Origin of the sequence: Crenobacter cavernae (genome assembly GCF_003355495.1) — a bacterium.
Taxonomy (GTDB): domain Bacteria; phylum Pseudomonadota; class Gammaproteobacteria; order Burkholderiales; family Chromobacteriaceae; genus Crenobacter; species Crenobacter cavernae.
The window spans coordinates 552062-578229 of record NZ_CP031337.1; the positions used below are offsets into that span (position 1 = coordinate 552062).

A 26168-nucleotide genomic window follows, 5' to 3' on the forward strand; every position below is an offset into this window, starting at 1 on the left:
ACCAATAGTAATTGCGACTAGCCACTTTTACAGGAACAATCAATGCGACTAAAAGATGCTTGGGTGCTAAACGTGGGTACGCCCGAATCTGTTCGCCGCATCCCGATCAATGCTATCAGCTTGACCGGTGAACTGCTCGGCAAAGAGTTCGAATCCTCGCTCGAGCGCGACCTGATCATAGTTATGGCATGGAACAACGAGCTCGACTGGTTCCAGGTCCAGCCGGTCAAGATCCCGTTTCAGGGCCAGGATGGTCGACGACACACCTATACGCCGGACCTGCTGGCCAGCTTTGTCTCCGATGCCGCGACTGGAGTTCCCGTCCGCAAGCCTGTGTTGTGCGAGGTGAAGTACCGCGACGAGCTCGCCCGCAACTGGAAGACGCTGAAGCCCAAGTTCAAGGCCGCGCGCGCGTATGCAAGGGAACGGGGCTGGGAATTCCGCCTTTTTACCGAAAGCCGCATCCGCACGGTCTTGCTGCAGAACATCCAGTTCCTCTGGCCCTATCGTTTCGCGCCGGAGCATCACGGCCATCGCGCCCGCCTAGTGCGCATGCTGGACGACATGGAAGAAACCAGCATCGGCGGTCTGCTCGAGGCGTGCTATCTCGCCGAGAACCGCGCCGGCCGTGGCGAAGGACTGTGGACGCTGTGGTGCCTGATCGCCAAGCAGAGCGTGTTGTGCGATCTGAGCCTTCCCTTGTCGATGGAAACGCGGATCTGGCTGCACCCCATCCTGCAAGCGGATGCGCCGGCGAACGAGAACAATTGAAGATGGCCACTCTCCCCATGCTCCGTTTGCTTCCCGGCTTGGTGGTCTACGATGCCGAGCGCCGCTATGTCGTCGTCGACCTACTGAATGCAACGACGGTGCTGGTCGAAGACGACCACGGCCAACGCCACACCCGGCCCGCTGCCGAACTGCAGCCCGACCTCTCGCCGGCGCACGGCGATCGCCCCCACCGCGACCTGCTGACGATTCCACGCGAAGAATGGGAGTGCGCCTGCGAAATCGCCTCGGCCTTGCAGCCGCTGGTCGAGAAAGGCCGTGGCCAGCGTACCCGCGCCGACGTCAATGCCTTGGCCGAGCGCTTGCATAAGCATCCGGCCACGGTCTATCGCTGGTTGCTCGACTACGAAAACAGCGGCCTCGTCTCGTCCCTGTTGCGCAAGCCACGTAAGGACAAGGGTGAGCGTCGTCTCGACCCGCAAGTCGAAGATGTCATCAAGAGCTGCATCGAAACGTTTTATCTCACCAGCCAACGACGCACCCCGGCCAAGACAGCGTTCGAAGTCCGCAAGCGCTGCCTGGCGGCGGGACTGACGCCGCCGGACCCGAATACGGTCCGCAACCGGATTCTCGCCATCGACGAATCCCTCCGCGTCCGCAAGCGGGAGGGTTACAAAGCCGCCAACGAGAAATTTCAGCCGATCCTGGGCAGTTTTCCGGGGGCGGACTATCCCTTGGCCGTGGTGCAGATCGACCATACCCCGATGGATGTGATCGTCGTGGACGATGTGCATCGCCTGCCGATCGGTCGTCCCTATCTGACCCTGGCCGTCGACGTCTTCAGCAAGATGGTGATGGGGTTTTACATCTCGCTCGATCCGGCCGGCGCGTTGTCGACCGGCTTGTGTCTCTCGCGTGCCATCCTCGGCAAGGAAGCCTATCTGCAGCACCTAGGCATCGATGATCTGGACTGGTCCTGCTGGGGGCTGATGCGCACGATCCATACCGACAACGCCAAGGAGTTCCGCGGCACCATGCTGGGGCGGGCTGCACAGGAGTACGGCATCATCGCCCAGCGGCGCCCGAAGGGCCGCCCCCAGTATGGCGGCCATGTCGAGCGGGCATTCCGCACCTACATGGGTGAAGTGCACAACGAGCTACCCGGCACCACTTTCTCCAACCCCAGGATGCGGCGCGACTACGATGCAGAGGGGCGCGCGGTCATGACGCTCGACGCGCTGGAGATCTGGTTCACCCGCTTCTTGCTCGGCTGTTACCACCAGCGCCCCCACAAGGGCAACGACGGTCGCTCGCCGCAGTCCCAGTGGGAACTCGGGCTGTTGGGCAACGGCTCGACCGTTCTGGGACGAGGTATCCCGGCCCGTTATCCCGACGAGGAGCGTTTGCGACTCGACTTCCTGCCCTACGCCGAACGCACAGTGCAGGAATATGGCATTGCCTTCGAGGGCGTGACCTATTGGTCGGATGCGCTGCGACGCCTCGTACACGCCAAGGATCCGGCTAGCCAGAAGCTTAAGCGGCAGTTCGTCTGCCGTTACGATCCGCGCGACCTGAGCCGGATCTGGCTGTTCGAACCGGACGGCCGGCATTACCTCGAACTGCCCTATCGCAATCTGGCTCGCCCATCGATCAGCCTGTGGGAGCTGCGCCAAGCGAAGAAACAGCTCCGTGCGGAGTCCACCTCGAACACCAACGAGGAGCTGATTTTCCGGACCATCGACCAGATGCGCGAATTGGTGGCCCGCGAGGCGCAGAAGACCAAGGCCGCCCGGCGCATGCAGCAGCGCCAGAAAGGGTGGGGCAAACCTCGCAGCCAGTCCCACTCGGCCCCCCCGCCAACCGAGGTCCCCTCTCGACCGCTCCCGCCGGAGCCCGATGAGGACATCCTCCCCTTCGACGACATCCGGGAAGCCTGACCTTCATGACGTCCTCCCCACGCAAACTGTCCGCTCGCGCAGCTTCGCTGCTGAACGCGCCGCCCGAGGAGCGGATTGCCCACATCGACGCCCCCTTGTTCATCCCCTATCCGAGGGCCGCGGAAATCCTGGCCGAGATGGAGGACCTGCTGGTGCATCCGCGCAGCAACCGGATGCCAAACCTGTTGCTGGTAGGCCGGTCGAACAACGGCAAGACGGAGATCCTGCGCGAATTCCTGAAGCGCCATCCGGCAGACGAACAACTCGACCTCGACACCATCTATGCGCCGGTGGTCTACATCCAGTCACCGCCGGGCCCAAGCGAACACATTTTCTTGAACAAGATGCTGATGATGCTGGGCATCACGGTGAAGTCCAACGAGGCCGCCGACCGCAAGCTCTTGCAGCTGATGGAGGTGCTCAGGCAGGTACAGACCCGCATCCTGTTGATTGATGAGCTCAACGCTCTGCTGGCCGGTAGCGTGACCAAGCAGCGCTTCTTTCTAAACATGCTGAAATACCTGAGCAACGAGCTGCAGATCAGCATCGTCGCGGCCGGCACGCCCGACGCGATGCAGGCCGTCCGGAGCGACGCGCAAATCGAAAGCCGCTTCCCGATCCGCACCTTGCCTCGCTGGCAGGAAGGCGAGCCCTTCCGTCGCTTGCTGTTCAGCTTCGAATACACCTTGCCCCTGCGGGAACCCTCGGATATCTACAAGGGAGAGTTGGCGCGCAAGCTGTTCGGCATGAGTGAGGGCGTGATCGGCGAGCTGGCCAAGATCCTGCGCAGCGCCGCGCAACAGGCGATCCGCAGCGACGTCGAGCGCATTACCCCGGAGGTGATCGATGCCTGCCCATACGTCGCGCGACGCGTCAGCCAGGGAGAGGAACCCCTCTGAGCGCTTGGCGGGGCTGCCGGAAGGACGGCTGCCCCTCCACCTGAAACCCCGTGACGACGAGCTGCTCAGCTCGTGGCTGGTCCGTCTCGCCCATGCCCACCAACTCAAGGTCGAGAGCCTGTGCACGATGCTGTTCGGCCAAGGCAGTCCGATCTGGAACCGGGATATTGATCGGCTGGCTCCCGACGGGGTGCTGGCCAGGCTCAGCCTGGCCACGGGAGCCCCGGTCGAGCAAACGCGCCGGACCACCTTGGTCGACTTGGAAGGATGGCTGAGCGAAACCATCGCGAGTCATGGCCATAGCCATTGGATCGTGCCGCTCGGCGTTTTCCACCGCAATCGTCGCCATCCCGGCCTGATGTACTGCCCTGCCTGTCTGACCGAAGAATCGGACCGTTACTACCGGCGACTATGGCGGATCGCCTGGGCAAGCGTCTGCGTGAAGCACCGTTGTGAGCTGGTCGACCGCTGCCCCAGTTGCGGCGCCCCGGTAGCGCCACATCGAACGGACATGAAGGCCCGCTGCCTGATTCCAACACCTGTGACCTTGATACGTTGCCACGCCTGCCAGGGATGGCTGACTCAGCAGCCCCTAGCGCCGGCGAGCGCCGCGCTTGTGGCCTTCCAAAGCCGGCTGGAGCAGGCCCTTGCCCAGGGTTACATCGACTGGGACGACAATCCCTCGCTCCATTCCGTGCTGTTCTTCGAAGGCTTGCGCGCGCTGCTGAGCAATGGCTTACGCGGGCTCAACCGCATGGTCCCTGGCACCGCGCGCCGCGCGGTATTCGAGACCAGGTCTCTCGAGGACAGGCGCGCCGACCTGCTGCAGCTCTGCGAATGGCTGGAACACTGGCCGCAGCACTTCCTGGACACGATCGCGACCAAGCGATTGCGCGGAGCCGAGCTGTGTTCAGCGACCCGCCCCCTACCGTACTGGTACTTCCGCGTCGTACATCCCTTGGCTCACCTAAGCGCACCGACCTTGGAACCGGAAGCCGAAGCGATCATGTCTGTTATTACGAAACACACGGGCACGCACAATTTGCGGGCCGCCCGCCGTCTGGCCGGCAAGGACATCACGACGGCCTGGCGGCACACCCATGTGCGCCGCCGGCCAAGCCTGGACGATTACGAACTGGCAGTGGTGACCGTCGACCACCACATCGCCGCGACCCTCGAGCCCAGCCAACGACTCACGCTCCTGCGCCAGAAATTCATGCTGGTCGCCCGCTACGGATTGCGGTTGAGTGGCGTGGCCTTGGCACAACTCACACTGGCCGATGTGCGGGCCAGAGTCCCCAACATGCCTCCCGTCAGTTTCTATGACGTGCCCCACACGCCGTCGCAAGCGGCCGCCTGGCTGTTGTGGTACTGCCGGCACGTGCGGCCGCAACTGCATCCGGCCGCCGACGAGCCGCGGCTGTTCGTTAACGCGCGGACCGGCAAAGGACTTGGCGCGAATGCCTGCCGCCAATGGACTACCATTCCGCCACATCGATCTTGAGCGGTTTCCGCCCCTCCTAACAGGGTCGAATCCCGCCGGAGAAACGCCCGCACCGGCACGCTCTTTCCTGGCAGACACAGAAACCGGGCCACGCCCGAAGGCGCGGCCCGGTGCTCAACCCTTGACCCGTCCTGTTCGGGGCCGGTCAAGGCCGATGACGTATGAAAGCGTCCCCCGCCAAGCTTCAAGCGGCGCCGAACGCCCCCTCGGTGCAGAAGCGATTCATCGTCTCGATGTAGTGGAGCAGCGTGTATTCCTTGACGTCGGCCGGCTGGATGTTTTGTCGCCGGTTATAGGCGTCGATCAGCAACTTGCAACCATGCGAGTCCAGCCAGACCTCGGGATGGTCGCGCTTGAAGGTGACGAGTTTTTCGGCGGCCAACAGGAACAGTTCGGAGTAGGCCACACGCGGCACGTCCACGATCGGCCCACCGACGAAGTGCTGCATCCAGACCTCTTCCTCCCCTTGCGGGAGATAACCGAGGTGGAGCGCCGCGGCTTTCGGCGACATGGCGCCGTTGGACGGGAACGATTTGGTTTCGATCAAGTAGTCGGCGAAGCCAGCCACCTCCGCGCGCCGTACCTGGCTCGGCAGGTCGTGGAGACGATAAGGCGTTTCGCTGTATTTCTGGTTACTGCCTGTTTTGACGAAGGCATCGCGCAGCAGCACCGTGTGCCCTTGCGACAAGAATAGACGCCGGTAAGCACGGCTGGTCGCATTATCGTCAAAGACGTGGAACTCGATCTCGCTGGCCGCAAGCAAGGCGCGAAGCGGCTCGGCCTCGAGCATGCAGGCGTGAATGACTGCCTTGACGGGCTGGACGCTGAGGACATGCTGCACCGCCTCGAGGTCGAACGGCTCGCGGATCAACAGCGTCGGGAGCAGCGCGTTGTCGTCGATGCGGCTCTGATCCAACAGGCCGGCCTGGTTGATCTCGGCATAGCTGATGATCGGCGCACCACCTTCGAAATCGTTCTGGTAGGGATTAACGATCAGCAACGCCCGGCGCCCGCCGCTCAACCATTGCGACAGGCCGAACCACTGCGTGTGCCATGTCCGCGAGACGGGTTCGATGATCGGGATCACCGGGGCCGCCGGAGGAAGAATATCGTTTGCCCGGGCGAGACTGGCCCCTTCGCGCTCGCGCGACAGCAAGTACGGCATGTAGATCACTTGGCATCCTTTCAGTTTCCGGTGGGTGGCCAAGCGATGATATGTCTTTATTCTGAATTTATGCCAACGCTATAACGTGGACGCCATCATCGCCCGACTGAATTGCAGCGAGGCTTGACGGGTCAACTTGCTACTGAGCCCGAAATGCGCCATCGACTTGGGCAGGGAACGGGTATAGAGATCGCGGCTGTGCAATCGGTCACGCCGCTTGAGCAGGTTCACCATCATCTCGTGAACCAGCTGGGCCGGCAGTTCGGCAAAGCGCTGAGCACACGCCCGCATCTGCAGCGCCGGCGCGGCAGCAGGCAATTCCCCGTCGACGGCCATCAGTACCGCTTCGTATTCGGCTTGGCGCAGCGAATAGAAGATCGCCCGTGACGACACCTCGTCGAGGTTGCTGGCCGCCTCACGGACCTCGACGAAACGACCGTCCACATCTAGCGCCAATAGCCCCACCCTCGCCGGCAAGCGTTTCAGGAAAACCTCCGCACAGCTGTGGTGTGTGACCACATTCACCCGGTCGAAGATCTTCAGATAATCGTCTAGCTGCTTGTCCAGACGGGAGAGGTTGTCCAATTCGGACTTGATCTCGTAGACGGTCGAGGTACCGTTGAGGATGACCAGATCCGCCAGCGACTCGTAGGCGCGGAATTCGGACAGCAGGACCGCCTCACCCGGCGCATGCCGCTCGAGCATCAGCTGGCGGGCGATCAAGTTCTTGTAGACGTACTCGTTGCGATAGTCTTGCACCAAGATATCGAATCCCTGATCCAGCAAGGCGCCGATGGTCATCCCGCTCTTGCCCGCCTCATGCAGCAGCCCGCTGCGTTGTGCCAACGCGCGGAAAGCACTCAGCCCGTCCTCTTCGGACAATCCTTTGAGCGCCCCCCGGGAAAACAACCTGGCAACAGCCCGCAGATCCATGATGATCCAACCCATGCATTAACACGATGCATTCTAGTATATCATTAATGCATCAAATGCATTATTCGAATTGGATTTTTGCCACATGAATTTCACCTCCCCTGCCGAACTCGTTCGCCAAGCGCGATATCTCTCCGACAAGAATCAACAAGAATTCGGAGCCCTGCTCGGCAAAGACCAAAGCCTGATCTCCCGCTACGAGCGCGGCCGGAGCGTGCCGCCGACTGAGGTGACTATGCACTGCATGCATATTTTGAATGCGGCCACACCCAGCAAGGAGGAGGTCTCCCTGGAAACGCTCCTTACAACCATCCGTCAGCGCCTGGCTGCGCCGTCCCACGCCCGGGCACGGGCGCTATTGTTCGAACTGCTGAATGAATTGACCGCACCGCGCAATGCCTAGAGGAAGATATTGGCACATGGGCACCCCGCCCTAACCAACAGAAATAACGAAGACATCGAGTCCACATCTGGCCCGCCCCACAGAATCCTTGAGAAACCCATGAAAAACTGATTGCTCTTCTACATGGCGGGGGGAGGCGAACAAGGCGGAGACTCGTGTTGGGCGCCCAGCCATTCGCGCCACACCGCGAGCAGTACGGCGAGAATGACGGGCCCGATGAACAGGCCAATCGGACCGAACGTGGCCAGCCCTCCAAGGACGCCAAACATTACCAGCAAGAACGGGATGTCGGTGGCTCCGCTGATGACAAGCGGACGGACTACGTTGTCAATCCAACTCACGACCGTTATCCCCCAAAGCAGAAGGCCGGTTCCGGTCATGGTTTCGCCGCTGATGAGCAGCCAAATCCCGATCGATCCCCAGATAAGTGGTGCGCCAAATGGAATCAGCGCAATGATGGCCGTGACGACGCCCCAGAACACCGGCGCATCAACGCCGGCGACCCAGTAGCCGATTCCGGCACAGCTTCCTTGGGCGATTGCGGCGAGAAACAAGCCAAATACGACCGCCCGCGTGGTATTGCCGACGGCAACGAAATAGTTCTGTGCCCGTGGGCCGAGTAATCCTTCTAGTGCCTGGCGGAATTGTTCGATCAGGCGCTCCCCATCCCGGAAGAAGAAAAAGGCAGTCAGCAGCGCCAAACCCAGTAGCACCGCATTGAGCCCTACATCGCCGGCCAGACTCGCGAGTTCGCCCCCCCAGCGCTTGACCAAGGCCGCTATCTGCGCACGAAGTGCTTCGCGGTCGCCGAGCAGGGCCGATAGCCATTCCTGCAGCCAGGCGCCGATCCAAGGCAAACGCGTAAGCGACTCAGGCACCGCCTCCTGAACGTTCATCAGCATGGTCACCTCGCGATAGGCGGCGACCACTTCACCCCGCAACAGGACCGTCAGTCCGATGAGCGGGATACCAAGGGCCGCGGCAAGCACTAGCGTGGATAGAAACGCGGCCCACGCTCGACGCTGGCGCAGCACGCGTCGCAGCCATTCGTTGAGTGGCCATGTGACATAGACAAGGATCCCGGCCCAAGCCAGTGGGACAAGAAACGGCCGCAGGATGACAAAGGAGAGAACGAGCAATCCACCCAGCAGGAAAATCAGAAGGGCGCGCCGCACCCATAAGGCGGTTTTGACATCGGTGGCCATAAAGATGAGGTCCGGAACGCACGCTCTTTGGGAGTGCCCGTTGGGGAAGGGGTCAACTGCTTCTCGGCATGCGCTGTTTTCTTTGTAGAATGAAATTGCCTTACCCAGTGAAAGGAGTCTCCGGGTGCTGCCCGGTGCACTATGGACGGCCCCGGTAGTCGAAGGTGTTCGTCGTTTAGGCTCGCTGCCCGGTTGGGAGCTTCTGTTGTACGCGGTTTCGGACGCGGGGCATTCACCGCTTTCTCCTCCCAAGCGAAAACGCCTGACCAGCCCGATGGCCGAAATGCCGGAGTGTGGGCGGGGCTGCCCGCTGCTTGCCGGATAGCCGAACCATTCTCCCGCGTCGCGCTGCGGCCGTTGCCGCGGTGCATCTGCTCATCCGCAGTCCCTCCATCCACACGGTTCCACCGGCCTGTCGGCGTCTGCGGGGCCGGAACGGTCCCACGACGACCGCTGCGGGTGTCGGTCCAACGGAGGTCGCAGTGACGACCGGGAACGTTGACTGGCATGCCGCTAGCGTCGGGCAGCTCTTTGAGCTCCTGAACAGTTCAGCAGCGGGACTGACCGGAGCCGAGGCGCAAGAGCGCCTGCATCGTCATGGGCCGAACCGTCTGCAGCGGCGCAAGCGTGACAGCGGGCTGCTGATCCTTTTTCGGCAACTCAACAATCCGCTGGTCTATGTCCTGTTGGTCGCGGCGATTCTGGCCGTGCTCATGGGGAAGATGACGGACGGCTTTGTCGTGCTGGCCGTGGTGGTCCTCAACACCCTGATCGGCTTCGTCCAGGAGTCCAGGGCGAGCAGGGCAATCGAGGCCCTGACACGCATGGTGCCAGAACAGGCGACCGTCTTGCGCGAAGGCGGGCCGGCTGAGATTCCGACCCATGACATCGTGCCGGGCGACATCGTGCTGCTCGAACCCGGAGACAAGGTTCCGGCCGATTTGCGCCTGATCGAAGCCCGGAGTCTGCAGATCGAAGAGGCTGCACTCACCGGCGAGTCGCTGCCGGCGACCAAACAGGTTGAGCCGGTAGCGGCCGATGCCGGTGTTGGCGACCGCCTCTGCATGGCTTTTGGCGGAACCCTCGTTACCTCCGGGGCTGCTGTCGGCCTCGTCGTCGCGACGGGGGGAGCCACCGAATTGGGGCGCATCTCCGGCCTGTTGCACGAGACGACAGCGCCGCAGACGCCGATGGAGCGCCGTCTCGGTGGGCTCGCCCGACACATCACATTGGGCATCCTGCTCGTCGCCACCCTCATCTGTGCTGTCGGGGTGCTGCGGGGTGCCGCCTTTCTTGACAGTGCTTTCGCGGCCATAACGCTGGCCGTCGCCTCGATTCCCGAGGGACTTCCGGCCGTCGTCACCATCGCCTCCGCCCTTGGCGTACGTATGATGGCCCGTAGAAACGTCATCATTCGTTACCTGCCCGCCGTAGAAACGCTGGGCAGCACGACCGTCATCTGTACCGATAAGACCGGCACGCTCACCCGCAATGAAATGACAGTCCAAGTGTTGTGGACGTCAACCGGAGAATACGGTCTCAGCGGTGCCGGCTATATCCCACACGGCACCCTGAGCCGGGACGGCGCGCAAATCATGGATCCACCGCCCGACGTCGACGAACTGCTCCGTTCAGGCGTGCTGTGCAACGATGCCACGTTGGCCGAGGCTTCGGGGAGCTGGACTATCGGCGGCGATCCCACCGAGGGGGCGCTGTTGGTCGCTGCGCGAAAGCTCGGCATGGACGAAGCCGCGCTACGCGAGGCATGGCCCCGCCGAGACGTCGTGCCTTTCGACTCGCAACGCCGATACATGGCGAGCCTGCATGCCAGCCCCTCCGGCGGCACAGTGGTTTGTCTAAAGGGGGCTCCCGAGATGGTGTCCGGAATGTGCTCCAGCTTTGCCGACGGCAGTGCACTGCAGCCGGCGCGCATCCACGACGCCGTGGAAGAGTTTGCGGCCCGTGGCATGCGTGTGCTGGCAGTCGCTTCCGGCGTGATGGCCGGGGGAGCGATGAGACTTGACCCGGAAACCTTGGGTCAGTCGTTACGTTTCCTTGGTCTGGTCGGCATGATCGACCCCTTGCGTGATGAGGCCATCGGCGCGGTGCGTGCTTGTCATCGGGCCGGCATCACCGTCAAGATGGTCACAGGCGATCACCCGGCAACCGCCAGCGCGGTTGCGGTGCAACTGGGTCTGCTGGATCGTACGCCGGGGCATGAGGTCGTTGTCGGAAATCGCCTGGCCGGCACGAGCGATCAAGAACTCGAGCGTTTGGTCGGGCGCAGCAACGTCTTCGCCCGTGTCGCCCCCGAGCACAAGCTGCGATTGGTCAAAGCCTTGCAGGCCAATGGCGAGGTCGTCGCGATGACGGGCGACGGGGTGAACGATGCTCCCGCTCTCAAGCGGGCCGACATCGGCGTCGCGATGGGGATTGGCGGCACCGCCGTCGCCAAGGAGGCGGCCGACATGGTGTTGGCCGACGACAATTTCGCGTCTATCGCCGCGGCAGTGGAGGAAGGACGACGCGTCTATGACAATCTAATCAAGTCGCTCGCCTTCATCCTGCCGACCAGCCTGGGGCAGGCCATGCTCATTCTAGTCGCGGTGCTTTTTTTCCCTGAGCAGCAGGGGCACCTGCTGATGCCGATCGAACCGGTGCAGATACTGTGGGTCAACCTTGTGGTCGCCATCGCATTGGCGTTGCCGCTCGCCTTCGAAGCGAAGGAGCCTGATGTCATGCACCGCCCTCCTCGAGCACCGAATGCGCCGCTGCTGAGTTGCTTCATCGTCGTCCGCACGTTCCTGGTTGCCACGTTGATGACGGGGGGCGCCGTTGCTTTATTCTTCTATGAATACCTGCCCGATCTGGAGCGCGGGATCCTGCCGGCCGCAGCGCTTGCAGAGTCCCAAACGGTGGTGGTGACCACCATCATCGTCTTCCAGGCCATCTATCTGCTGAACTGCCGCTCGCTAACGAACTCGGTCTGGCATATCGGCTTGTTTGCTAACCGACATGTGTATGAGGGCATCGTCACCACGCTCGCGCTGCAGCTGGCACTTGTCTACATGCCATCGCTGAACCATTTGTTCCACACTTCTCCGCTCGACCCGGAGGATTGGATCGCACCCGTCCTGGCGGGACTCATCGGCCTGCCGGTTATTGCATTCGAAAAGCGTTGCTGGCGCCTGAGAGAACAGGGCAAACGCGCATAGTGCGCTTGGGGACGTACGCTCGCTCTTGGGAAGCGGCGATGGCCGGATGGCCCGGTCGGGGCGCGGCAATCGCCGCCGGGGTTCAGCCGTCGCAAGCCAGGGGTTACAAGCCGTTACAAAAGTGTTTATCGCCCCCCGGTTTGCCGATAAGATGAGGGCCCTTTGTTGCCTCAGGAGGTTTGGGACGCCGTCCCGCCACTATGGACTGTTCTCGACGTTGCTGCTTGACGTTCCCGCCGCTCCCTTCCCGCGTTGCACAGTGCGCCCTGTCCGCGCCCCCCTTTGGGGCTTGCGCTTCTACTGAACTCGCCCGCCAGCACGCTACCGTATCCCGTCCGCCCCGGACCAGCCTTCTATCCAGGAGGGTGATATGGAATTCCTGATGGACCCGTCGATTTGGATCGGCCTGCTGACGCTGGTCGTGCTCGAGATCGTGCTCGGTATCGACAACCTGGTCTTTATCGCCATCCTGGCCGACAAACTGCCGCCGGCGCAGCGCGACAAGGCGCGCCTGATCGGCCTGTCGCTGGCGCTGCTGATGCGGCTGGGCCTCTTGTCCGTCATCTCGTGGATGGTCACGCTGACCGCGCCCCTGTTCGCGCTCGCCGGCCATGACTTTTCCGGACGGGATCTGATCCTGATCCTCGGCGGCCTGTTCCTGCTGTTCAAGGCGACGATGGAGTTGCACGAACGCCTGGAGGGCGTGGTCCACGAGAACAGCGGTAGCCGTGTCTACGCCGGCTTCTGGGTCGTGGTGGCGCAGATCGTCGCCCTCGACGCGGTCTTCTCGCTCGACGCGGTGATCACGGCGGTCGGCATGGTCGACAACCTCGGCGTGATGATGGTGGCGGTGATGATCGCGATGGCGGTGATGCTGCTGGCGTCCAAGCCGCTGACGCGCTTCGTCAACGCGCACCCGACCGTGGTGGTGCTGTGCCTGAGCTTCCTGTTGATGATCGGCCTGAGCCTGGTGGCCGAGGGCTTCGGCTTCCACATTCCGAAGGGCTATCTGTACGCCGCGATCGGCTTCTCGATCCTGATCGAGGCCTTCAACCAGGTCGCGCGGCGCAACTTCGTCAAGCACGAGTCGCGCCGGCCGATGCGCGAGCGCACCGCCGAAGCGATCCTGCGCATGATGGGGTCACGCCGCCGCCACGAGTTGGCCGAATCCGCCGAGTCCGAGTCGAGCGAGGCGCCGGTCGAGGCCTTCGGCGACGAGGAGCGCTACATGATCAGCGGCGTGCTGACGCTGGCCGACCGGTCGATCCGTACCATCATGACACCGCGCACCGAGGTGTCCTGGGTCGACTGCAACGGGGACCCTCACGACATCCGTCAGCAACTGCTCGACACGCCGCATAGCCTGTTCCCGGTATGCCGCGGCACGCTCGACGAGGTGGTCGGCGTGGCGCGCGCCAAGGACCTGTTGGTCGCGCTCGACAGCGGCCAGTCGCTGGCGCACTACGCCGCCCAGCATTCGCCCATCGTCGTGCCCGAGAGCATGGACGCGATCAAGTTACTCGGCGTGCTGCGCCGTGCCAAGGGGCGTTTCGTGCTGGTGACCGACGAGTTCGGCGTGGTGCAGGGGCTGGTCACGCCGCTCGACGTGCTGGAAGCGATCGCCGGCGAGTTTCCCGACGAGGACGAAACGCTGGACATCGTCCGCGACGACGCGGTTTGGCTGGTCAAGGGCGGCGCCGACCTGCACATGCTCGAACAGGCGTTGGGAGATGTCGAGCTGGTAAGCGCCAACGACGAGTATGCTTCGCTGGCCGGGCTGCTGCTGGTGCGCTGCGGCCATATGCCGGCGCTGGGCGAGACGCTCGATATCGGCGCCTATCGTTTCGAGGTGGCCGAGCTTTCGGAGCGTCGCATCGAACTGGTGCGTATCCGCATGATCGAACCCGCGCTCTCGGATCCTCACTGATACCCTGATCTTGCCTGGCCGGAAGGCCAGGCTTTTTTTGCCCCCATGGACCTGTTACATCTTTTCAAGGCGCTGTTGCTCGGTTTCGTCGAAGGGCTCAGCGAGTTTCTCCCCATCTCCAGTACCGGTCATCTGATTCTGATCGGCGACTGGATCGCCTTCGCGTCCCACGAGGCGCGCGTCTTCGAGGTGGTGATCCAGCTCGGCGCGGTGCTGGCCGTCTGCTGGCTCTATCGCGACAAGATCCGCCGCCTGCTGACCGGCTTGCTCAACGGCGGCGAAACGGAGCGCCGCTTTGCGCTGTGCGTGCTGCTGGCCTTCCTTCCGGCCGCCGTCATCGGCGCGCTGTCGATCGGCGTCATCAAGAGCCTGCTGTTCAACCCGTCCGTGGTTGCGGCCGCGCTGATCGTCGGCGGTCTGATCATCCTCGCGGTCGAGGGGCGTCGTGCCGTCCCGCAGGTGCATGATACCGAGCAGATCGGTTGGCGCCATGCCTTGGGCGTTGGCGTCGCGCAGTGCTTCGCGATGATCCCCGGTACCTCGCGTTCCGGGGCGACGATCGTCGGCGGGATGCTGTCGGGCCTGTCGCGCCAGACCGCCACGGAATTCTCATTCTTCCTGGCCATGCCGACCATGCTCGGCGCCGCCAGTTACGACCTCTATCGTCATCATCATTTGTTGAACGCCAACGACGTTGGCGCGATCGCGGTCGGTTTTGTCGCAGCCTTCATCTCCGCGCTCTTGGTCGTCAAGGCCATGGTGCGCTTCGTCGCTCGCCATTCGCTGCGCGTGTTCGCCTGGTACCGGATTGCACTGGGAACCGTGATCGCCGCGGGCATCGCCACCGCATCCCTTTGATCGCTCACCTTGCCCCGTCTTGATAACGAGGACTCTTCGACATGAAACGCGTTCTTCTTCTGATCTGTACCAACATCGCCGTCATGCTCGTGCTCAGCGTGGCGGCCAGCCTGCTCGGCCTGAATCGCTTCATGACCGGCAACGGCCTGAACCTGGGCACGCTGCTGACGTTTGCCGCGCTGATGGGGTTCGGTGGCGCCTTCATCTCGCTGTGGATGTCCAAGCCGATGGCGAAATGGTCGACCGGCGCCCAGGTGATCGACAATCCGCAGAACCCGACCGAGCGCTGGCTGGTCGACACCGTCGCGCGGCTGGCGCGCGACGCCGGACTGCCGATGCCCGAGGTCGCCGTCTACGAGGGCGAGCCCAACGCCTTCGCCACCGGGCCGAGCAAGTCGAACTCGCTGGTCGCGGTGTCGACCGGGCTGCTGTACAACATGAACGAGCGGGAGGTCGAGGCGGTGCTGGCGCACGAGGTCGCGCACATCGCCAACGGCGACATGGTGACCCTGACGCTGATCCAGGGCGTGGTGAACACCTTCGTGTTCTTCCTGGCCCGCGTGGTCGGCTACGTGGTCGATGGCCTGCTGCGCAAGAACGACGAGGAAAGCAGCGGTCCGGGCATCGGCTACATGGTGACGGTGATCGTCTGCGAACTGGCGTTCGGCATTCTGGCCAGCCTGATCGTGATGTACTTCTCGCGCCAGCGCGAATTCCGCGCCGACGCCGGCGCCGCGCAGTTGCTGCGCAGCCCGCAGCCGATGATCGCCGCGCTGCGCCGCCTCGGCGGTACCGAGGCCGGCGAGCTGCCGCAGAACATGGCGGCCTCCGGCATCGCCGGCGGTCACGGCCGCTGGTCGTCGCTATTCGCCTCCCATCCGAGTCTTGAGGAGCGCATCGCCGCTTTGCAGTCCTGACCAGCCTCCCGCGCGAGCCGAACGAAACGGCCTCCGATCGGAGGCCGTTTTTTTTCAGATGCCATTATCCTGCTCAGATGAAGATGTGAGCTGTACGATAGAACTTATTGTGGACAATATCGGAGAACAAGAACCTCTATCCTTGCTGCAATGTCTTGAATCCCTTTAGCCACTTCTGGACTGCCCCGGGACAGTCCGCCGAGGGGCCTCTTCTGGCTCTGCGATGGGAGGCAAGCGAGTGCTCATGAGCAGCACATCCATGTCCTCCTGAAGCGTTGCGTCAGAGCTCAGGCGAACAGTGACGTAAAACCAACGCGATCATCCTGGCCGCAATGTCCTGGATGTCCTTGGCTCCTTTGCCATGCCGGGTGTCATCCCGCACGATGCCGTCGACCTCGTCGGTGAGCGGCCACGTAGTCTTCTTAACTGCCGCGACCAGGATTTTGTCGAACAACTCGTCGTCGATAGGGGTGTAATTTCGGGTGCGCAGCAAGGCGATCGGCAAGACGTCCATATAGAGTGACTGGCCAGGCCCTGGCTGCTTCCGGTCGCGGCGCTCGGCATCCAGCAAGTAGACATACTGTCCCGCTCCGACTGTCAACCGCGCGCAGACCAATCTGCGCTGCTCGGTCCGCTCGTCATCCATGAAGGAGAACTGCCGCAGCTGCAGCGTCCGCTTCTCACACGGCACCATGGGAAACAACGAGAACCACGCTTCGCGCTCCTCATCGTAGCGGCCATCAAAGCCCGCCGGGACCGTCTCCATCCGCCACTCGGGCCTCTCCTTGCTCAGGACATCCAGCGCCTCCAGAAACGCATCGAGGCTGGCCGGCACGACAGAAGGTCGTAGCGTCTTATCCTGTATGGCCAGCGGCTTGGCCGAGGTATTCCCTTGAGTCGGGTCGCCCGTGCTGGAGTTCGGCAAATCCTCCACGGCACCACCGCTCCCCCCGCCGGCACGATGTGTGCAGTCACGCCGTTTTTCGCGGACGATCGGCATGCCCTGCAGCGCAAGAAACTTGCGGCCAGCGCCCTGAAACAGCTGCTTCTCGACACCCCCGGCCGGTGGCTCGGTGCTGAGCCCCAGCCCCACAGAGCTGCCACCTCTCAAATGGCGCCATCGCCGACCAGGAAAAGCAACCGGCGCGTCCGGCCCAGCCGGTTTACCCCCGGGGCCCACCTCCTCGCAATAGCTGATGCCCTTGAACGGAAAAGGTCCGGAACAACTCAGTATCTGATGAACCAGGAAGACCGGGTGATCCGTCTTGAAATTCCAGTAAGAGCCGGCGAGTTCAAGCGTCGTCGGTGCCATGAAGGGGAAGCGGGTACGCGGATGAAACAGGGATGATCTCCCTGCGGCGTTGATCCGCTGGGCGAGCGCGAGCGTCCCGGGGCGATACACTCCGCGCTGAGCCCAGCGCTCCCCGCCTTCGAACAGGATCCGCGCCAGCACGGGAACGTCGGCACGTGCAAAACCGTGCCGATACACAAAACGGGCGACGCCACTTTCCAGATCGTAGCTCGGCTCCTCGTGGAGGAGGTTGTAGGTACTTTCGGCCCACTCCTCCCGTCCAAAGTGGCCGGTGAAGATCAGCTTCGCCATGCGCTCACTGGACACGTAGTAGAAGCGAAGCAGCTCTAACTCCGGCACCAGGATGACGGACGGCGCCACAGCCTGACCGTGGGTATGAATCACCTTACCCTGCAGTCGCTTCAAGCCCGCCCGCAGCGAAGAGCCGTCATGATCGGCCATGGGCTTCAGGAATCGCTGGTGCACCGGATCGAATCGGGCTGCGGCCTCGACGTCAAGCAAAGACGTCTCCTCGACCGCGCCCGGTTGCCGCAGGTCCAGCTGCAGCGTGAGTCGGGCTGCTGCGCGTCCCAATTGGGGGCGCCTGTTCTTACCCTGAAAGGTCTGTCCGAGGAAGAGGGTCGGCAGATAGCCCACCGCGATGCCCGCACGGATCTGATTGGGAAAGTCTCGCTTCCCACTGACAGGGTTCAAGGGCGTGAAGAAACATTCGAGCAACGGATTCGAAGGATCGCCCAGATTGGCGTAGACCCCGCCCATCCATTCGAGCCGATAGCACTGTTCTTGACTGGCGATTTCCTTGAACAGCGGCAACTGCGGGATGATGGCCATAAATCATCTGGGGGGTCGGAGACAGTCGCATAAATCGACCATCAGTCGCAAATAACATTCATGAGTCGCAAACAGCATTGGCTTTAACACGGAGCCGCCTCCGACCAGGGCCACCGCCGATGCGGTATGGTGTGGACTTCTGAACGGGCGGGCACGCCAGTTCAGCGACGCGCCGTGAGCCGTCAACGACTGCAGGGCCGCCGATTCGAGCGCTTCGTCTTCGGTCATCGACGGCAGGATGCCCGCCAGGCGTGCGGCCAGCATCGACTTGCCGGTGCCGGGCGGGCCGACCATCAACAGATGGTGCGCACCAGCCGCGGCGACTTCGAGCGCACGGCGCGCGCCGGCCTGGCCTTTGATGTCGGAAAGGTCCGGATAAGGACTCGCCAACTCGAACGGCAGCGGCGGCTGCACTTCGAGCGTAGCGATCCCGTTCAGATGCGCACAAACCGCTAGCAGCGAATCGGCCGGATGCACGGTCGCCCGCTCGACCCAGGCGGCTTCACACGCACTGGCCCGCGGCAGCACGAAGGCGCGGCCGGCGCGGCTCGCGTGCCAGGTCATCGCCAGCGCGCCGCGGATCGGGCGCAACTCGCCGGAGAGCGCCAGCTCGCCGGCGAATTCGTAGTCGGCGAGCTTCGCCGCAGGGATCTGGCCGCTCGCCGCGAGGATGCCGAGCGCGATCGGCAGGTCGAAACGCCCCGACTCCTTCGGCAGGTCGGCCGGCGCGAGGTTCACCGTGATCCGGCGCGCCGGGAATTCGAATCCGGCGACCTGGAGCGCGGCGCGTACCCGCTCGCGGCTTTCCTTCACCTCGGTGTCGGGCAGACCGACGATGGTGAACGAAGGCAGGCCGTTCGCCAGATGCACTTCGACCGCGACCTCGGGCGCCTGCATGCCGGACAAGGCCCGGCTCTGCACGATCGCGAGCGTCATCGGCGCAGGGTCAGGAGTGGCCCTGGCTCGCTTCGCTGCGTTCCTGCTCGGCCGCCGCTTCCGGGAACAGCGCCGCCTCCAGCTTGGCAACGCGCGCCTCGAGCAGCGTCAGCTTTTCGCGCGTACGCGCGAGCACTTCCTGCTGCACGTCGAATTCCTCGCGCGTGACCAGGTCCATGCGCGCAAAGGTCGACGACATCAGCGACTTGATATTCTTTTCCACATCCTTGGCCGGGCTCGCGGCGATGGTTTCGCTGATCTTGTTGCTGATTTCTTCGAAGAGTTTCTGGCTGAGCATGGTCGTCTCCTTGCTTGTGTCATTTCCTGTCTGCTGGAGTGTAGCAAAAAGGACAGACAGACGCCGGTTTGACTCCGCAGCGCAGCAAGGTTCCACCCATCCCTCGTCCTTTCCTTCGGTCGACGTTGGCCGAGCACTGCCCCAGCCTGGTGCGAACTCGCGCGACAATGCGACCAAATTGGTGCGTATCGCGATGCGACATGCCCTTTCGCGGTGCAAATCGGCGTCATTTTTCCGGCCGATCACGCGCCAGCGCCCTATATAGGGAGCTGGCACGCTTTCTGCATATTGCCTCTGCAAGCAATCCGGCAAACCGATCCTTGAGGGAGGAACCGCCATGAAACTGGTTAGCGCGATTATCAAGCCGTTCAAGCTGGACGAGGTCCGCGAGGCCCTGTCGGCGATCGGCGTGCAAGGCATTACCGTGACCGAGGTGAAAGGCTTCGGCCGGCAGAAGGGGCACACCGAGCTCTACCGCGGCGCGGAGTACGTGGTGGACTTTCTGCCCAAGGTCAAACTGGAGATCGCGATCGCCGAGGATCTGCTCGAGGTCGTGCTCGAGGCGATCGAGAATGCCGCGCGCACCGGCAAGATCGGCGACGGCAAGATCTTCGTGATGGACCTGGACCAAGTGATTCGCATCCGGACCGGCGAAACCGGCGCGGACGCGCTGTAAACGACAGAGGGAGACCACCATGAAATCCTTGAACCGTCTCGCCTGGCTCGCCGCCGGGCTCGCGATGCCGGCGCTGGCGCTGGCCGATGCGGCGCCGACGCTGGTCGACGCCAAGACCATCAGCGCCGGCGACACCGCCTGGATGCTGACCTCGACCGCGCTGGTGCTGTTCATGACCATCCCGGGTCTCGCGCTGTTCTACGGCGGCATGGTGCGCCGCAAGAACGTGCTGTCCACGCTGATGCAAAGTTTCGCGATCTGCGCGCTGATCACCGTGCTGTGGGCGGTGATCGGCTACAGCCTGACGTTCACGCCCGGCAATCCGTATATCGGCGGCTTCGACCGCGTGCTGCTCGACGGCCTCGTCTACCTCAAAGACGCCGCCAAGCTGACGGTGCATCCGCTGGCCGGCACGATCCCCGAGTCGGTGTTCATGATGTTCCAGATGACGTTCGCGATCATCACGCCGGCGCTGATCACCGGCGCGTTCGCCGAACGGATGAAGTTCTCGGCGATGCTGGTCTTCATGGCGGTCTGGTCGCTGCTGGTGTACGTGCCGGTCGCTCACTGGGTGTGGGCGCCGGGCGGCTGGATGTTCGATTACGGCGTGCTCGACTTCGCCGGAGGGACCGTGGTGCACATCAACGCCGGTATCGCCGGCCTGGTGGCAGCGCTGGTGCTCGGCAAACGCGTAGGCTACGGCCGCGAGGCGATGGCACCGCACAACCTGGTGCTGACGCTGATCGGCGCGTCGATGCTGTGGGTGGGCTGGTTCGGCTTCAACGCCGGTTCGGCGGTCGCCGCCGACGGCCGCGCGGGTCTGGCGATGCTGGTGACGCAGATCGCGACCGGCACCGCCGCGCTCGCGTGGATGTTCGCCGAATGGATCGCCAAGGGCAAACCGTCGGTGCTCGGCATCGCGTCCGGCGCGGTCGCAGGCCTGGTGGCAATCACTCCGGCCGCCGGCTTCGTCGACGCCCAGGGCGCGCTGGCCATCGGCCTGATCGCCGGCGTGGTGTGCTACTGGGGCGCCACCGGCCTGAAGCACATGCTGGGCTACGACGACTCGCTCGACGCCTTCGGCGTGCACGGGGTCGGCGGCATCGTCGGCGCGCTGCTGACCGGCGTGTTCGCGGTCAAGGACATCGGCGGCGTCGAAGGTTCGCTCGCGGTGCAAGCGCTCGGCGTCGGCGTGACCGTCGTCTACTGCGCGGTGGTCACCTTCGCGATCCTGAAGCTGGTCGACGTGGTGATCGGCCTGCGCGTCGACGAAGAAAAGGAACGCGAGGGTCTGGACCTGGTGCTGCACGGCGAGCGCGTCGAATAAACCTCTTGCGCGGCCCGAGATCGACGATCGAGAAGGAGGCGGGCCGTGCATCTTGTCAGCGGGGGTCTTATGATCCCCGCTTTTTTTTTTCGTCCTCGGCCAACGTTGGCCGAGCCCGGCACAAAAAAAACCGCCCGCACCAGAACGGTGCGGGCGGTTTTCACTAACGGATCGGGCGCGCTTACTTGACCACGCGCAGGTGGCCGCGCGCAGCGGGCGGCTTACCGCCGCCGTCGCCATCCGGTTTGGGATCGGTCGCCGGAGCTTCGGTCGGCGCCGGCGTGGCGTCGGCCGCGAGTTCGACCTCGAAGCCCATGCCCTCGCCGGTTTCGCGCGCGAAGATCGACAGCACGTTGCCCACCGGGACCCAGATGTCACGCGACACGCCGCCGAAACGCGCCGAGAACGACAGCCAGTCGTTGGCGATCTTCAGCCCCTGCGTGGCGTTGTAACCGATGTTGAGCACGATCTCATTGTCTTTGACGAACTCGTGCGGCACCTGGGTGCGGCCGTCGACCCAGACGACGACGTAAGGCGTGTGACCGTTGTCGGTGCACCATTCGTGCAGCGCACGGATCAGGTAGGGTTTGGTACTGCCGGCCATCGCGGGCTCCTTACTTGCGCATCGCCTTTTCGGACGGCGTCAGCGAATCGATGAAGGCCTGGCGCTGGAAGATGCGTTCGGCGTATTTGAGGATAGGCGCGGCGGCCTTGCCCAGTTCGATGCCGTAGTGCTCGAGGCGCCACATCAACGGCGCGATCGCGACGTCGATCATGGTGAAGTCTTCGCCGAGCATGAACTTCTGTTTGGCGAAGATCGGCGCGATGGTGGTCAGGCCGTCGCGGATCGCTTCGCGGGCACGGGTCGCTTCCTTGCCGCTGGCGCCGGCTTCGAGCGACTTCACGTGGTTGAACAGCTCGTTCTCGAAACGGTGCAGGAACAGCCGCGCGCGGGCGCGCATCACCGGGTCGGCCGGCATCAGCTGCGGGTGCGGGAAGCGCTCGTCGATGTACTCGTTGATGATGTTCGACTCGTGCAGGATCAGGTCGCGCTCGACCAGCACCGGCACCTCGTTGTACGGGTTCATCACCGCGAGATCTTCCGGCTTGTTGTGGACGTCGACGTCGATGATCTCGAAGTCCATGCCTTTTTCGAACAGCACGATGCGGCAACGTTGGCTGAACGGGCAGGTGAGTCCGGAATAGAGGGTCATCATGGCGGGCGGGTTTCCGTAGGGATTGATCAAGAAATGGGCAGATTTTACCACCTGTCAATGGGTAAAATCCAGGAAAAGGCGCTAAATCCATGATTTCAAAAAGAAAAAGCGGGGAGCTCACTCCCCGCTTTTAGCTGTTTCACGCCGCTTTTCAGTGGATGTCTTTCCAGTATTCCTTCTTCAGGAAGTAGGCGAACGGCAGCAGCAACAGGGTCAGGAACATCAGCACGATGTAACCGATCTGGTGGCGTTTCACCTGAGCCGGCTCGGCCATGTAGACCAGATAGTTCACCAGGTCGGCGACGCGACGATCGTAATCGATCGTATTGGCCTTGCCGTTTTCCAGCTTGGTCAGCGTTCCGGCCTTGATCAGCTCGAGGCTGCGCGTCTCGTGGCCCTTCGCGTCCTTGCCCTTCTTCAGCACCTGCTCACCCTGCCACTCCCACAGCACGTGCGGCATGCCGACGTTGTCGAACACCAGGTTGTTCCAGCCGGTGTCGCGGCTCGGGTCGCGGTAGAAGCCCTTCATATAGGCGTACAGGTAGTCCGCACCACGCGAACGGGCGATCACCGACAGATCGGGCGGCGCCGAGCCCATCCACACCTTGGCGTCCTTCTTGTCCATCGCCACGGCCATGGTGTCGCCGACCTTGTCCGATGCGAACAAGAGATTGCTCTTGATCTCGTCCTCGGACAGGCCGATGTCGGTCAGGCGGTTGTAGCGCATCGCGTTGGCCGAGTGGCACGACAGACAGTAGTTGACGAAGGTCTGCGCACCGCGCTGCAGCGACTCGGTATCCTGGATATTGATCGGCGCCTTTTCCAGAGCCGGGCCTTCGGAGGCGAAACCCGCCACCGGCAGCACGAGGGCGACGGCGGCGATCAGATGACGGAGTTGTTTTTTCATGTGTGCCATCCCCTCAATTACACGAACATCGCGAACAGCGCCGCACCGATGATCGTCACCGCGAACAGCACGACGAAGCGGATCTGGCGACGGACATTGCTTTCGGTCACGCGGTCCGGAACCGGAACGGCGCCGACGTCGTTCTTGGTGTAGAACGGCATGCCGAAGAAGAACGCGAAGTACACGACCGAGAGGATCTGCGACACCACGGTACGGGTATCGGTCGCCGGCAGCGCGCCGAGGATGCCGAGGCCGATGAAGGCGATGATGAACAGCACCAGCATGAACTTGAACTTCGTGCCGCGGTAGCGGACCGACTTGACCGGCGACTTGTCCAGCCACGGCAAGAGGCCGATGATGACCACCGCCGCGCCCATGCCGATCACGCCCCATACCTGGGTGCCGAGGAAGGACGGAATCGCGCGCAGGATCGCGTAGAACGGCGTGAAGTACCATACCGGCGCGATATGCGGCGGGGTCTTCAGCGGGTCGGCCGGGTCGAAGTTCGGGTGCTCGAGGAAGTAGCCGCCCATCTCCGGCAGGAAGAACACGATCGCCGAGAACACGATCAGGAACACCGCCACACCGAGCACGTCCTTCACCGTGTAGTACGGGTGGAACGGGATGCCGTCGAGCGGCAGGCCGGTCTCGGGGTCCTTGTTCTTCTTGATCTCGACGCCGTCGGGGTTGTTCGAGCCGACTTCGTGCAGCGCGACCAGGTGCGCGACCACGAGCGCCAACAGGACCAGCGGCACGGCGATCACGTGCAGCGCGAAGAAGCGGTTCAGCGTGACGTCGGACACCACGTAGTCGCCGCGGATCCACACCGACAGGTCCGGGCCGATCAGCGGGATCGAGCCGAACAGGTTCACGATCACCTGCGCGCCCCAGAACGACATCTGTCCCCACGGCAACAGGTAGCCCATGAACGCCTCGGCCATCAGCACCAGGAAGATCAGCGAGCCGAACACCCAGACCAGCTCGCGCGGCTGCTTGTACGAGCCGTAGATCAGGCCGCGGAACATATGGAGATAGACGACGACGAAGAACATCGACGCGCCGGTCGAGTGCATGTAGCGGATGATCCAGCCGCCCGGCACGTCGCGCATGATGTACTCGACCGACAGGAAGGCGAGGTTCGCGTCGGGCTTGTAGTTCATCGTCAGGAAGATGCCGGTGACGATCTGGATCACCAGCACCAAGAGCGCGAGCGAACCGAAGAAGTACCAGAAGTTGAAGTTTTTCGGCGCGTAATAGTCGGTGACGTGCTCTTTGAGCACCGACGACAGCGGGAAGCGCTCGTCGACCCAGTTGAGAATGCGTTGTCCTGTGTTCATCTTGTGTCCTCAGCTTATTTGTCGTCGCCGATCAGCAGGTTCGTATCGGACAGATACTTGTGCGGCGGGATTTCCAGGTTCTTCGGCGCCGGCACCCCCTTGAACACGCGGGCAGCGAGGTCGAACTTGGAGCCGTGACACGGACAGTAGTAGCCGCCGAGCCACTCGGGGCCGAGGTCGGCCGGCGCGAGGTCGGGGCGGTAGGTCGGCGAACAGCCCAGATGGGTACAGATGCCGACGGCGACGAGAAGCTCCGGCTTGATCGAACGGGTCGGGTTCTGGCAGTACTCGGGCTGCTGCTCGACTTCAGACTTCGGGTCGAGCAGCTTGTCGTCGTTCTTGGCGAGGTTCTTCACCATTTCCGGCGTGCGCGACAGCAGCCACACCGGCTTGCCGCGCCACTCGACGGTGATCTGCTGACCCGGCTCCAGCTTGCTGATGTCCACCCCCACCGGCGCTCCGGCGGCCTTGGCCCGTTCGGACGGGAAGAAACTCATCAAGAACGGCGTGGCGACCCCGGCCACGGCCACACCACCAACCGCGCTGGTTGCGACCGTCAGGAATCGACGGCGCCCCGTATCGACGTGTTGTTCACTCATTTACAGTCATCCTCAAAACGTGGAAACCGAGCATTTTCAAAATCGCCCGATTTTACCCGATTCCCACTAGGCACTTGAAGCCGTTATGAAAAGAAATTGTCGCCGAGCCGCTTACAACGCGTTTCATACCGGATTCGGCAGATCGACGAATTCGACCGTGGCATCGCTGTTTTGCATCAGCCATTCGCCGAGCGCCTGGATGCCGTAACGCTCGGTCGCGTGATGCCCGGCGGCGATGAAGGCCACCCCGCATTCCTCGGCCAAGTGGAGGTTCTGCTCGGACACCTCGCCGGTGATGAAGGCGTCGACGCCCAACGCGACCGCGTCGGCGAAAAAGCCCTGCGCGCCGCCGGTACACCAGGCGACGCGTCGGATGGTCTTGTCTTGCGGCCCCAAGAGCAACGTTTCGCGTCCGAGCCTGGCCGACAAGTCGTCGGCGAAGTCGCGCGCGTTCCGCACCGTTTCGGCGCGGCCGTACCACAGCAGATTCTGGTCGCCGCCCTGCCCTTCGGCCGTCAGCCCCAGCACCTCGGCCAACCTCACATTGTTGCCCAGCACCGGGTGCGCATCGAGCGGCAGGTGGTAGGCGACCAGATTGATGTCGTTTTCGAGCAGCGTTTTCAGACGGCGTCGCTTGATGCCGGTGACGCGGGCGTCCTCGTTCTTCCAGAAGTAGCCATGGTGGACCAGCACCGCGTCGGCGCCGCGCGCGACGGCCTCGTCGAGCAGTGCCTGGCTCGCGGTGACGCCGGTGACGACCTTTTTCACTTCGCTCGCCCCCTCGACCTGCAGGCCGTTCGGCGCGTAATCCTTGAAGCGCCACGGCTCGAGCGTGGCGTCCAACAGGGCAATCAGTTCGCTGCGTTGCATGGCGTATCCCCTTTGTTAGATGGCGGCATTGTGCCAGCGTAGCCCAACGCGACCAAGGTTGGCCGAGCCTTCCTTCGCCTGCCACGCTCAGCCAGGCCAAGCTCGGGAGGGTGCCGGCAAAGCCCAAAGAAAAACCCCGCTCCGAGGAGCGGGGTTTTCATCGTCG

22 protein-coding genes and 1 pseudogene are annotated in these 26168 nt (G+C 63.1%); 11 read left to right on the forward strand and 12 right to left on the reverse strand.

Annotated features, from left to right (window positions below):
* The first annotated feature begins 42 nt into the window (after window positions 1–42).
* From DWG20_RS02620 to DWG20_RS02635, 4 genes are read left to right on the forward strand one after another with little or no spacing between them, the layout of a single operon-like run.
* Window positions 43–771 (forward strand): TnsA endonuclease N-terminal domain-containing protein, encoded by a 729-nt coding sequence (locus DWG20_RS02620; protein WP_115432311.1) that lies wholly within the window; start codon window positions 43–45, stop codon window positions 769–771.
* Between the two features lie 2 nt (window positions 772–773).
* Window positions 774–2666: a Mu transposase C-terminal domain-containing protein gene (locus DWG20_RS02625; protein WP_115432313.1), complete on the forward strand. Its 1893-nt coding sequence runs from the start codon at window positions 774–776 to the stop codon at window positions 2664–2666.
* A gap of 5 nt (window positions 2667–2671) precedes the next feature.
* On the forward strand, window positions 2672–3565 hold the full coding sequence (locus DWG20_RS02630; protein ID WP_115432315.1) for a TniB family NTP-binding protein: 894 nt from the start codon (window positions 2672–2674) through the stop codon (window positions 3563–3565).
* A 4-nt stretch (window positions 3566–3569) separates the two neighbouring features.
* Entirely contained in the window at window positions 3570–5069 is a 1500-nt protein-coding gene (locus DWG20_RS02635) for a TniQ family protein (protein ID WP_181880958.1), read from the forward strand.
* Between the two features lie 184 nt (window positions 5070–5253).
* Here DWG20_RS02635 and DWG20_RS02640 read toward each other — a convergent pair whose 3' ends face one another.
* Window positions 5254–6234: a sce7725 family protein gene (locus DWG20_RS02640; RefSeq protein WP_245944801.1), complete on the reverse strand. Its 981-nt coding sequence runs from the start codon at window positions 6232–6234 to the stop codon at window positions 5254–5256.
* A gap of 78 nt (window positions 6235–6312) precedes the next feature.
* On the reverse strand, window positions 6313–7182 hold the full coding sequence (locus tag DWG20_RS02645) for a sce7726 family protein (protein ID WP_115432320.1): 870 nt from the start codon (window positions 7180–7182) through the stop codon (window positions 6313–6315).
* A 70-nt stretch (window positions 7183–7252) separates the two neighbouring features.
* Here DWG20_RS02645 and DWG20_RS02650 point away from each other — a divergent pair, with 70 nt between their 5' ends.
* Window positions 7253–7570: a helix-turn-helix domain-containing protein gene (locus tag DWG20_RS02650; RefSeq protein ID WP_115432322.1), complete on the forward strand. Its 318-nt coding sequence runs from the start codon at window positions 7253–7255 to the stop codon at window positions 7568–7570.
* A gap of 119 nt (window positions 7571–7689) precedes the next feature.
* Here the strand turns inward: DWG20_RS02650 and DWG20_RS02655 are convergent, their stop codons facing one another.
* Window positions 7690–8775, reverse strand: a complete 1086-nt coding sequence (locus DWG20_RS02655) for an AI-2E family transporter (RefSeq protein ID WP_115432324.1) — start codon at window positions 8773–8775, stop codon at window positions 7690–7692.
* A 482-nt stretch (window positions 8776–9257) separates the two neighbouring features.
* Here DWG20_RS02655 and DWG20_RS02660 point away from each other — a divergent pair, with 482 nt between their 5' ends.
* The 4 genes from DWG20_RS02660 (at window position 9258) to htpX (ending at window position 15692) form a co-directional block, all read left to right on the forward strand.
* The gene (locus DWG20_RS02660) at window positions 9258–11990 is read left to right on the forward strand and encodes a cation-translocating P-type ATPase (RefSeq protein ID WP_115432325.1); all 2733 of its coding nucleotides are present in this window, start codon (window positions 9258–9260) and stop codon (window positions 11988–11990) included.
* 370 nt (window positions 11991–12360) lie between these two features.
* Window positions 12361–13917, forward strand: coding sequence for a TerC family protein (locus DWG20_RS02665; RefSeq protein ID WP_115432327.1), 1557 nt, complete (start codon window positions 12361–12363; stop codon window positions 13915–13917).
* Between the two features lie 45 nt (window positions 13918–13962).
* Window positions 13963–14775 carry an undecaprenyl-diphosphate phosphatase gene (locus DWG20_RS02670; protein ID WP_115432329.1) on the forward strand — a complete coding sequence of 271 codons (813 nt, stop codon included), beginning with the start codon at window positions 13963–13965 and terminating at the stop codon, window positions 14773–14775.
* A gap of 41 nt (window positions 14776–14816) precedes the next feature.
* A complete protein-coding gene (gene htpX, locus DWG20_RS02675) occupies window positions 14817–15692 on the forward strand; it encodes a protease HtpX (RefSeq protein ID WP_115432331.1) in 876 nt (291 codons plus the stop codon).
* 280 nt (window positions 15693–15972) lie between these two features.
* Here htpX and DWG20_RS02680 read toward each other — a convergent pair whose 3' ends face one another.
* From DWG20_RS02680 to DWG20_RS02690, 3 genes and pseudogenes are all read right to left on the reverse strand, one after another.
* Window positions 15973–17835 (reverse strand): hypothetical protein, encoded by a 1863-nt coding sequence (locus DWG20_RS02680; protein WP_115432332.1) that lies wholly within the window; start codon window positions 17833–17835, stop codon window positions 15973–15975.
* Window positions 17836–17913: 78 nt separating this feature from the next.
* Window positions 17914–18771: pseudogene (locus DWG20_RS02685) on the reverse strand (YifB family Mg chelatase-like AAA ATPase); the annotation flags it as partial.
* A 10-nt stretch (window positions 18772–18781) separates the two neighbouring features.
* Window positions 18782–19069 carry an accessory factor UbiK family protein gene (locus DWG20_RS02690; RefSeq protein ID WP_115432334.1) on the reverse strand — a complete coding sequence of 96 codons (288 nt, stop codon included), beginning with the start codon at window positions 19067–19069 and terminating at the stop codon, window positions 18782–18784.
* 337 nt (window positions 19070–19406) lie between these two features.
* Here DWG20_RS02690 and glnK point away from each other — a divergent pair, with 337 nt between their 5' ends.
* Together glnK and DWG20_RS02700 are read left to right on the forward strand one after the other, a co-directional pair.
* Window positions 19407–19745 (forward strand): P-II family nitrogen regulator, encoded by a 339-nt coding sequence (gene glnK, locus DWG20_RS02695; protein ID WP_115432335.1) that lies wholly within the window; start codon window positions 19407–19409, stop codon window positions 19743–19745.
* A gap of 28 nt (window positions 19746–19773) precedes the next feature.
* Window positions 19774–21072: an ammonium transporter gene (locus tag DWG20_RS02700; protein ID WP_425451609.1), complete on the forward strand. Its 1299-nt coding sequence runs from the start codon at window positions 19774–19776 to the stop codon at window positions 21070–21072.
* 181 nt (window positions 21073–21253) lie between these two features.
* On the opposite strand, the gene DWG20_RS02705 is transcribed toward DWG20_RS02700, so the two are convergent.
* The 6 genes from DWG20_RS02705 to DWG20_RS02730 form a co-directional block, all read right to left on the reverse strand.
* On the reverse strand, window positions 21254–21676 hold the full coding sequence (locus DWG20_RS02705) for a ClpXP protease specificity-enhancing factor (RefSeq protein ID WP_115432339.1): 423 nt from the start codon (window positions 21674–21676) through the stop codon (window positions 21254–21256).
* Window positions 21677–21686: 10 nt separating this feature from the next.
* Window positions 21687–22289 carry a glutathione S-transferase N-terminal domain-containing protein gene (locus tag DWG20_RS02710; RefSeq protein WP_115432340.1) on the reverse strand — a complete coding sequence of 201 codons (603 nt, stop codon included), beginning with the start codon at window positions 22287–22289 and terminating at the stop codon, window positions 21687–21689.
* 151 nt (window positions 22290–22440) lie between these two features.
* The gene (locus tag DWG20_RS02715) at window positions 22441–23196 is read right to left on the reverse strand and encodes a cytochrome c1 (RefSeq protein ID WP_115432342.1); all 756 of its coding nucleotides are present in this window, start codon (window positions 23194–23196) and stop codon (window positions 22441–22443) included.
* Between the two features lie 17 nt (window positions 23197–23213).
* A complete protein-coding gene (locus DWG20_RS02720) occupies window positions 23214–24533 on the reverse strand; it encodes a cytochrome b (RefSeq protein ID WP_115432344.1) in 1320 nt (439 codons plus the stop codon).
* A gap of 14 nt (window positions 24534–24547) precedes the next feature.
* Window positions 24548–25132: a ubiquinol-cytochrome c reductase iron-sulfur subunit gene (gene petA / locus DWG20_RS02725; protein ID WP_115432346.1), complete on the reverse strand. Its 585-nt coding sequence runs from the start codon at window positions 25130–25132 to the stop codon at window positions 24548–24550.
* Between the two features lie 123 nt (window positions 25133–25255).
* A complete protein-coding gene (locus DWG20_RS02730) occupies window positions 25256–26002 on the reverse strand; it encodes a Nif3-like dinuclear metal center hexameric protein (protein ID WP_115432347.1) in 747 nt (248 codons plus the stop codon).
* Between the last annotated feature and the right edge of the window lie 166 nt (window positions 26003–26168).

Excerpts from the sequence above, each read along its gene's own strand:
- DWG20_RS02620 (WP_115432311.1), top strand. The coding sequence starts at position 43 with ATGCGACTAAAAGATGCTTGGGTGCTAAACGTGGGTACGCCCGAATCT.
- DWG20_RS02625 (WP_115432313.1), top strand. The coding sequence starts at position 774 with ATGGCCACTCTCCCCATGCTCCGTTTGCTTCCCGGCTTGGTGGTCTAC.
- DWG20_RS02630 (WP_115432315.1), top strand. The coding sequence starts at position 2,672 with ATGACGTCCTCCCCACGCAAACTGTCCGCTCGCGCAGCTTCGCTGCTG.
- DWG20_RS02640 (WP_245944801.1), bottom strand. The coding sequence starts at position 6,234 with ATGCCGTACTTGCTGTCGCGCGAGCGCGAAGGGGCCAGTCTCGCCCGG.
- DWG20_RS02645 (WP_115432320.1), bottom strand. The coding sequence starts at position 7,182 with ATGGGTTGGATCATCATGGATCTGCGGGCTGTTGCCAGGTTGTTTTCC.
- DWG20_RS02650 (WP_115432322.1), top strand. The coding sequence starts at position 7,253 with ATGAATTTCACCTCCCCTGCCGAACTCGTTCGCCAAGCGCGATATCTC.
- DWG20_RS02655 (WP_115432324.1), bottom strand. The coding sequence starts at position 8,775 with ATGGCCACCGATGTCAAAACCGCCTTATGGGTGCGGCGCGCCCTTCTG.
- DWG20_RS02665 (WP_115432327.1), top strand. The coding sequence starts at position 12,361 with ATGGAATTCCTGATGGACCCGTCGATTTGGATCGGCCTGCTGACGCTG.
- DWG20_RS02670 (WP_115432329.1), top strand. The coding sequence starts at position 13,963 with ATGGACCTGTTACATCTTTTCAAGGCGCTGTTGCTCGGTTTCGTCGAA.
- htpX (WP_115432331.1), top strand. The coding sequence starts at position 14,817 with ATGAAACGCGTTCTTCTTCTGATCTGTACCAACATCGCCGTCATGCTC.
- DWG20_RS02680 (WP_115432332.1), bottom strand. The coding sequence starts at position 17,835 with ATGGCCATCATCCCGCAGTTGCCGCTGTTCAAGGAAATCGCCAGTCAA.
- DWG20_RS02690 (WP_115432334.1), bottom strand. The coding sequence starts at position 19,069 with ATGCTCAGCCAGAAACTCTTCGAAGAAATCAGCAACAAGATCAGCGAA.
- glnK (WP_115432335.1), top strand. The coding sequence starts at position 19,407 with ATGAAACTGGTTAGCGCGATTATCAAGCCGTTCAAGCTGGACGAGGTC.
- DWG20_RS02705 (WP_115432339.1), bottom strand. The coding sequence starts at position 21,676 with ATGGCCGGCAGTACCAAACCCTACCTGATCCGTGCGCTGCACGAATGG.
- DWG20_RS02710 (WP_115432340.1), bottom strand. The coding sequence starts at position 22,289 with ATGATGACCCTCTATTCCGGACTCACCTGCCCGTTCAGCCAACGTTGC.
- DWG20_RS02715 (WP_115432342.1), bottom strand. The coding sequence starts at position 23,196 with ATGAAAAAACAACTCCGTCATCTGATCGCCGCCGTCGCCCTCGTGCTG.
- DWG20_RS02720 (WP_115432344.1), bottom strand. The coding sequence starts at position 24,533 with ATGAACACAGGACAACGCATTCTCAACTGGGTCGACGAGCGCTTCCCG.
- petA (WP_115432346.1), bottom strand. The coding sequence starts at position 25,132 with ATGAGTGAACAACACGTCGATACGGGGCGCCGTCGATTCCTGACGGTC.
- DWG20_RS02730 (WP_115432347.1), bottom strand. The coding sequence starts at position 26,002 with ATGCAACGCAGCGAACTGATTGCCCTGTTGGACGCCACGCTCGAGCCG.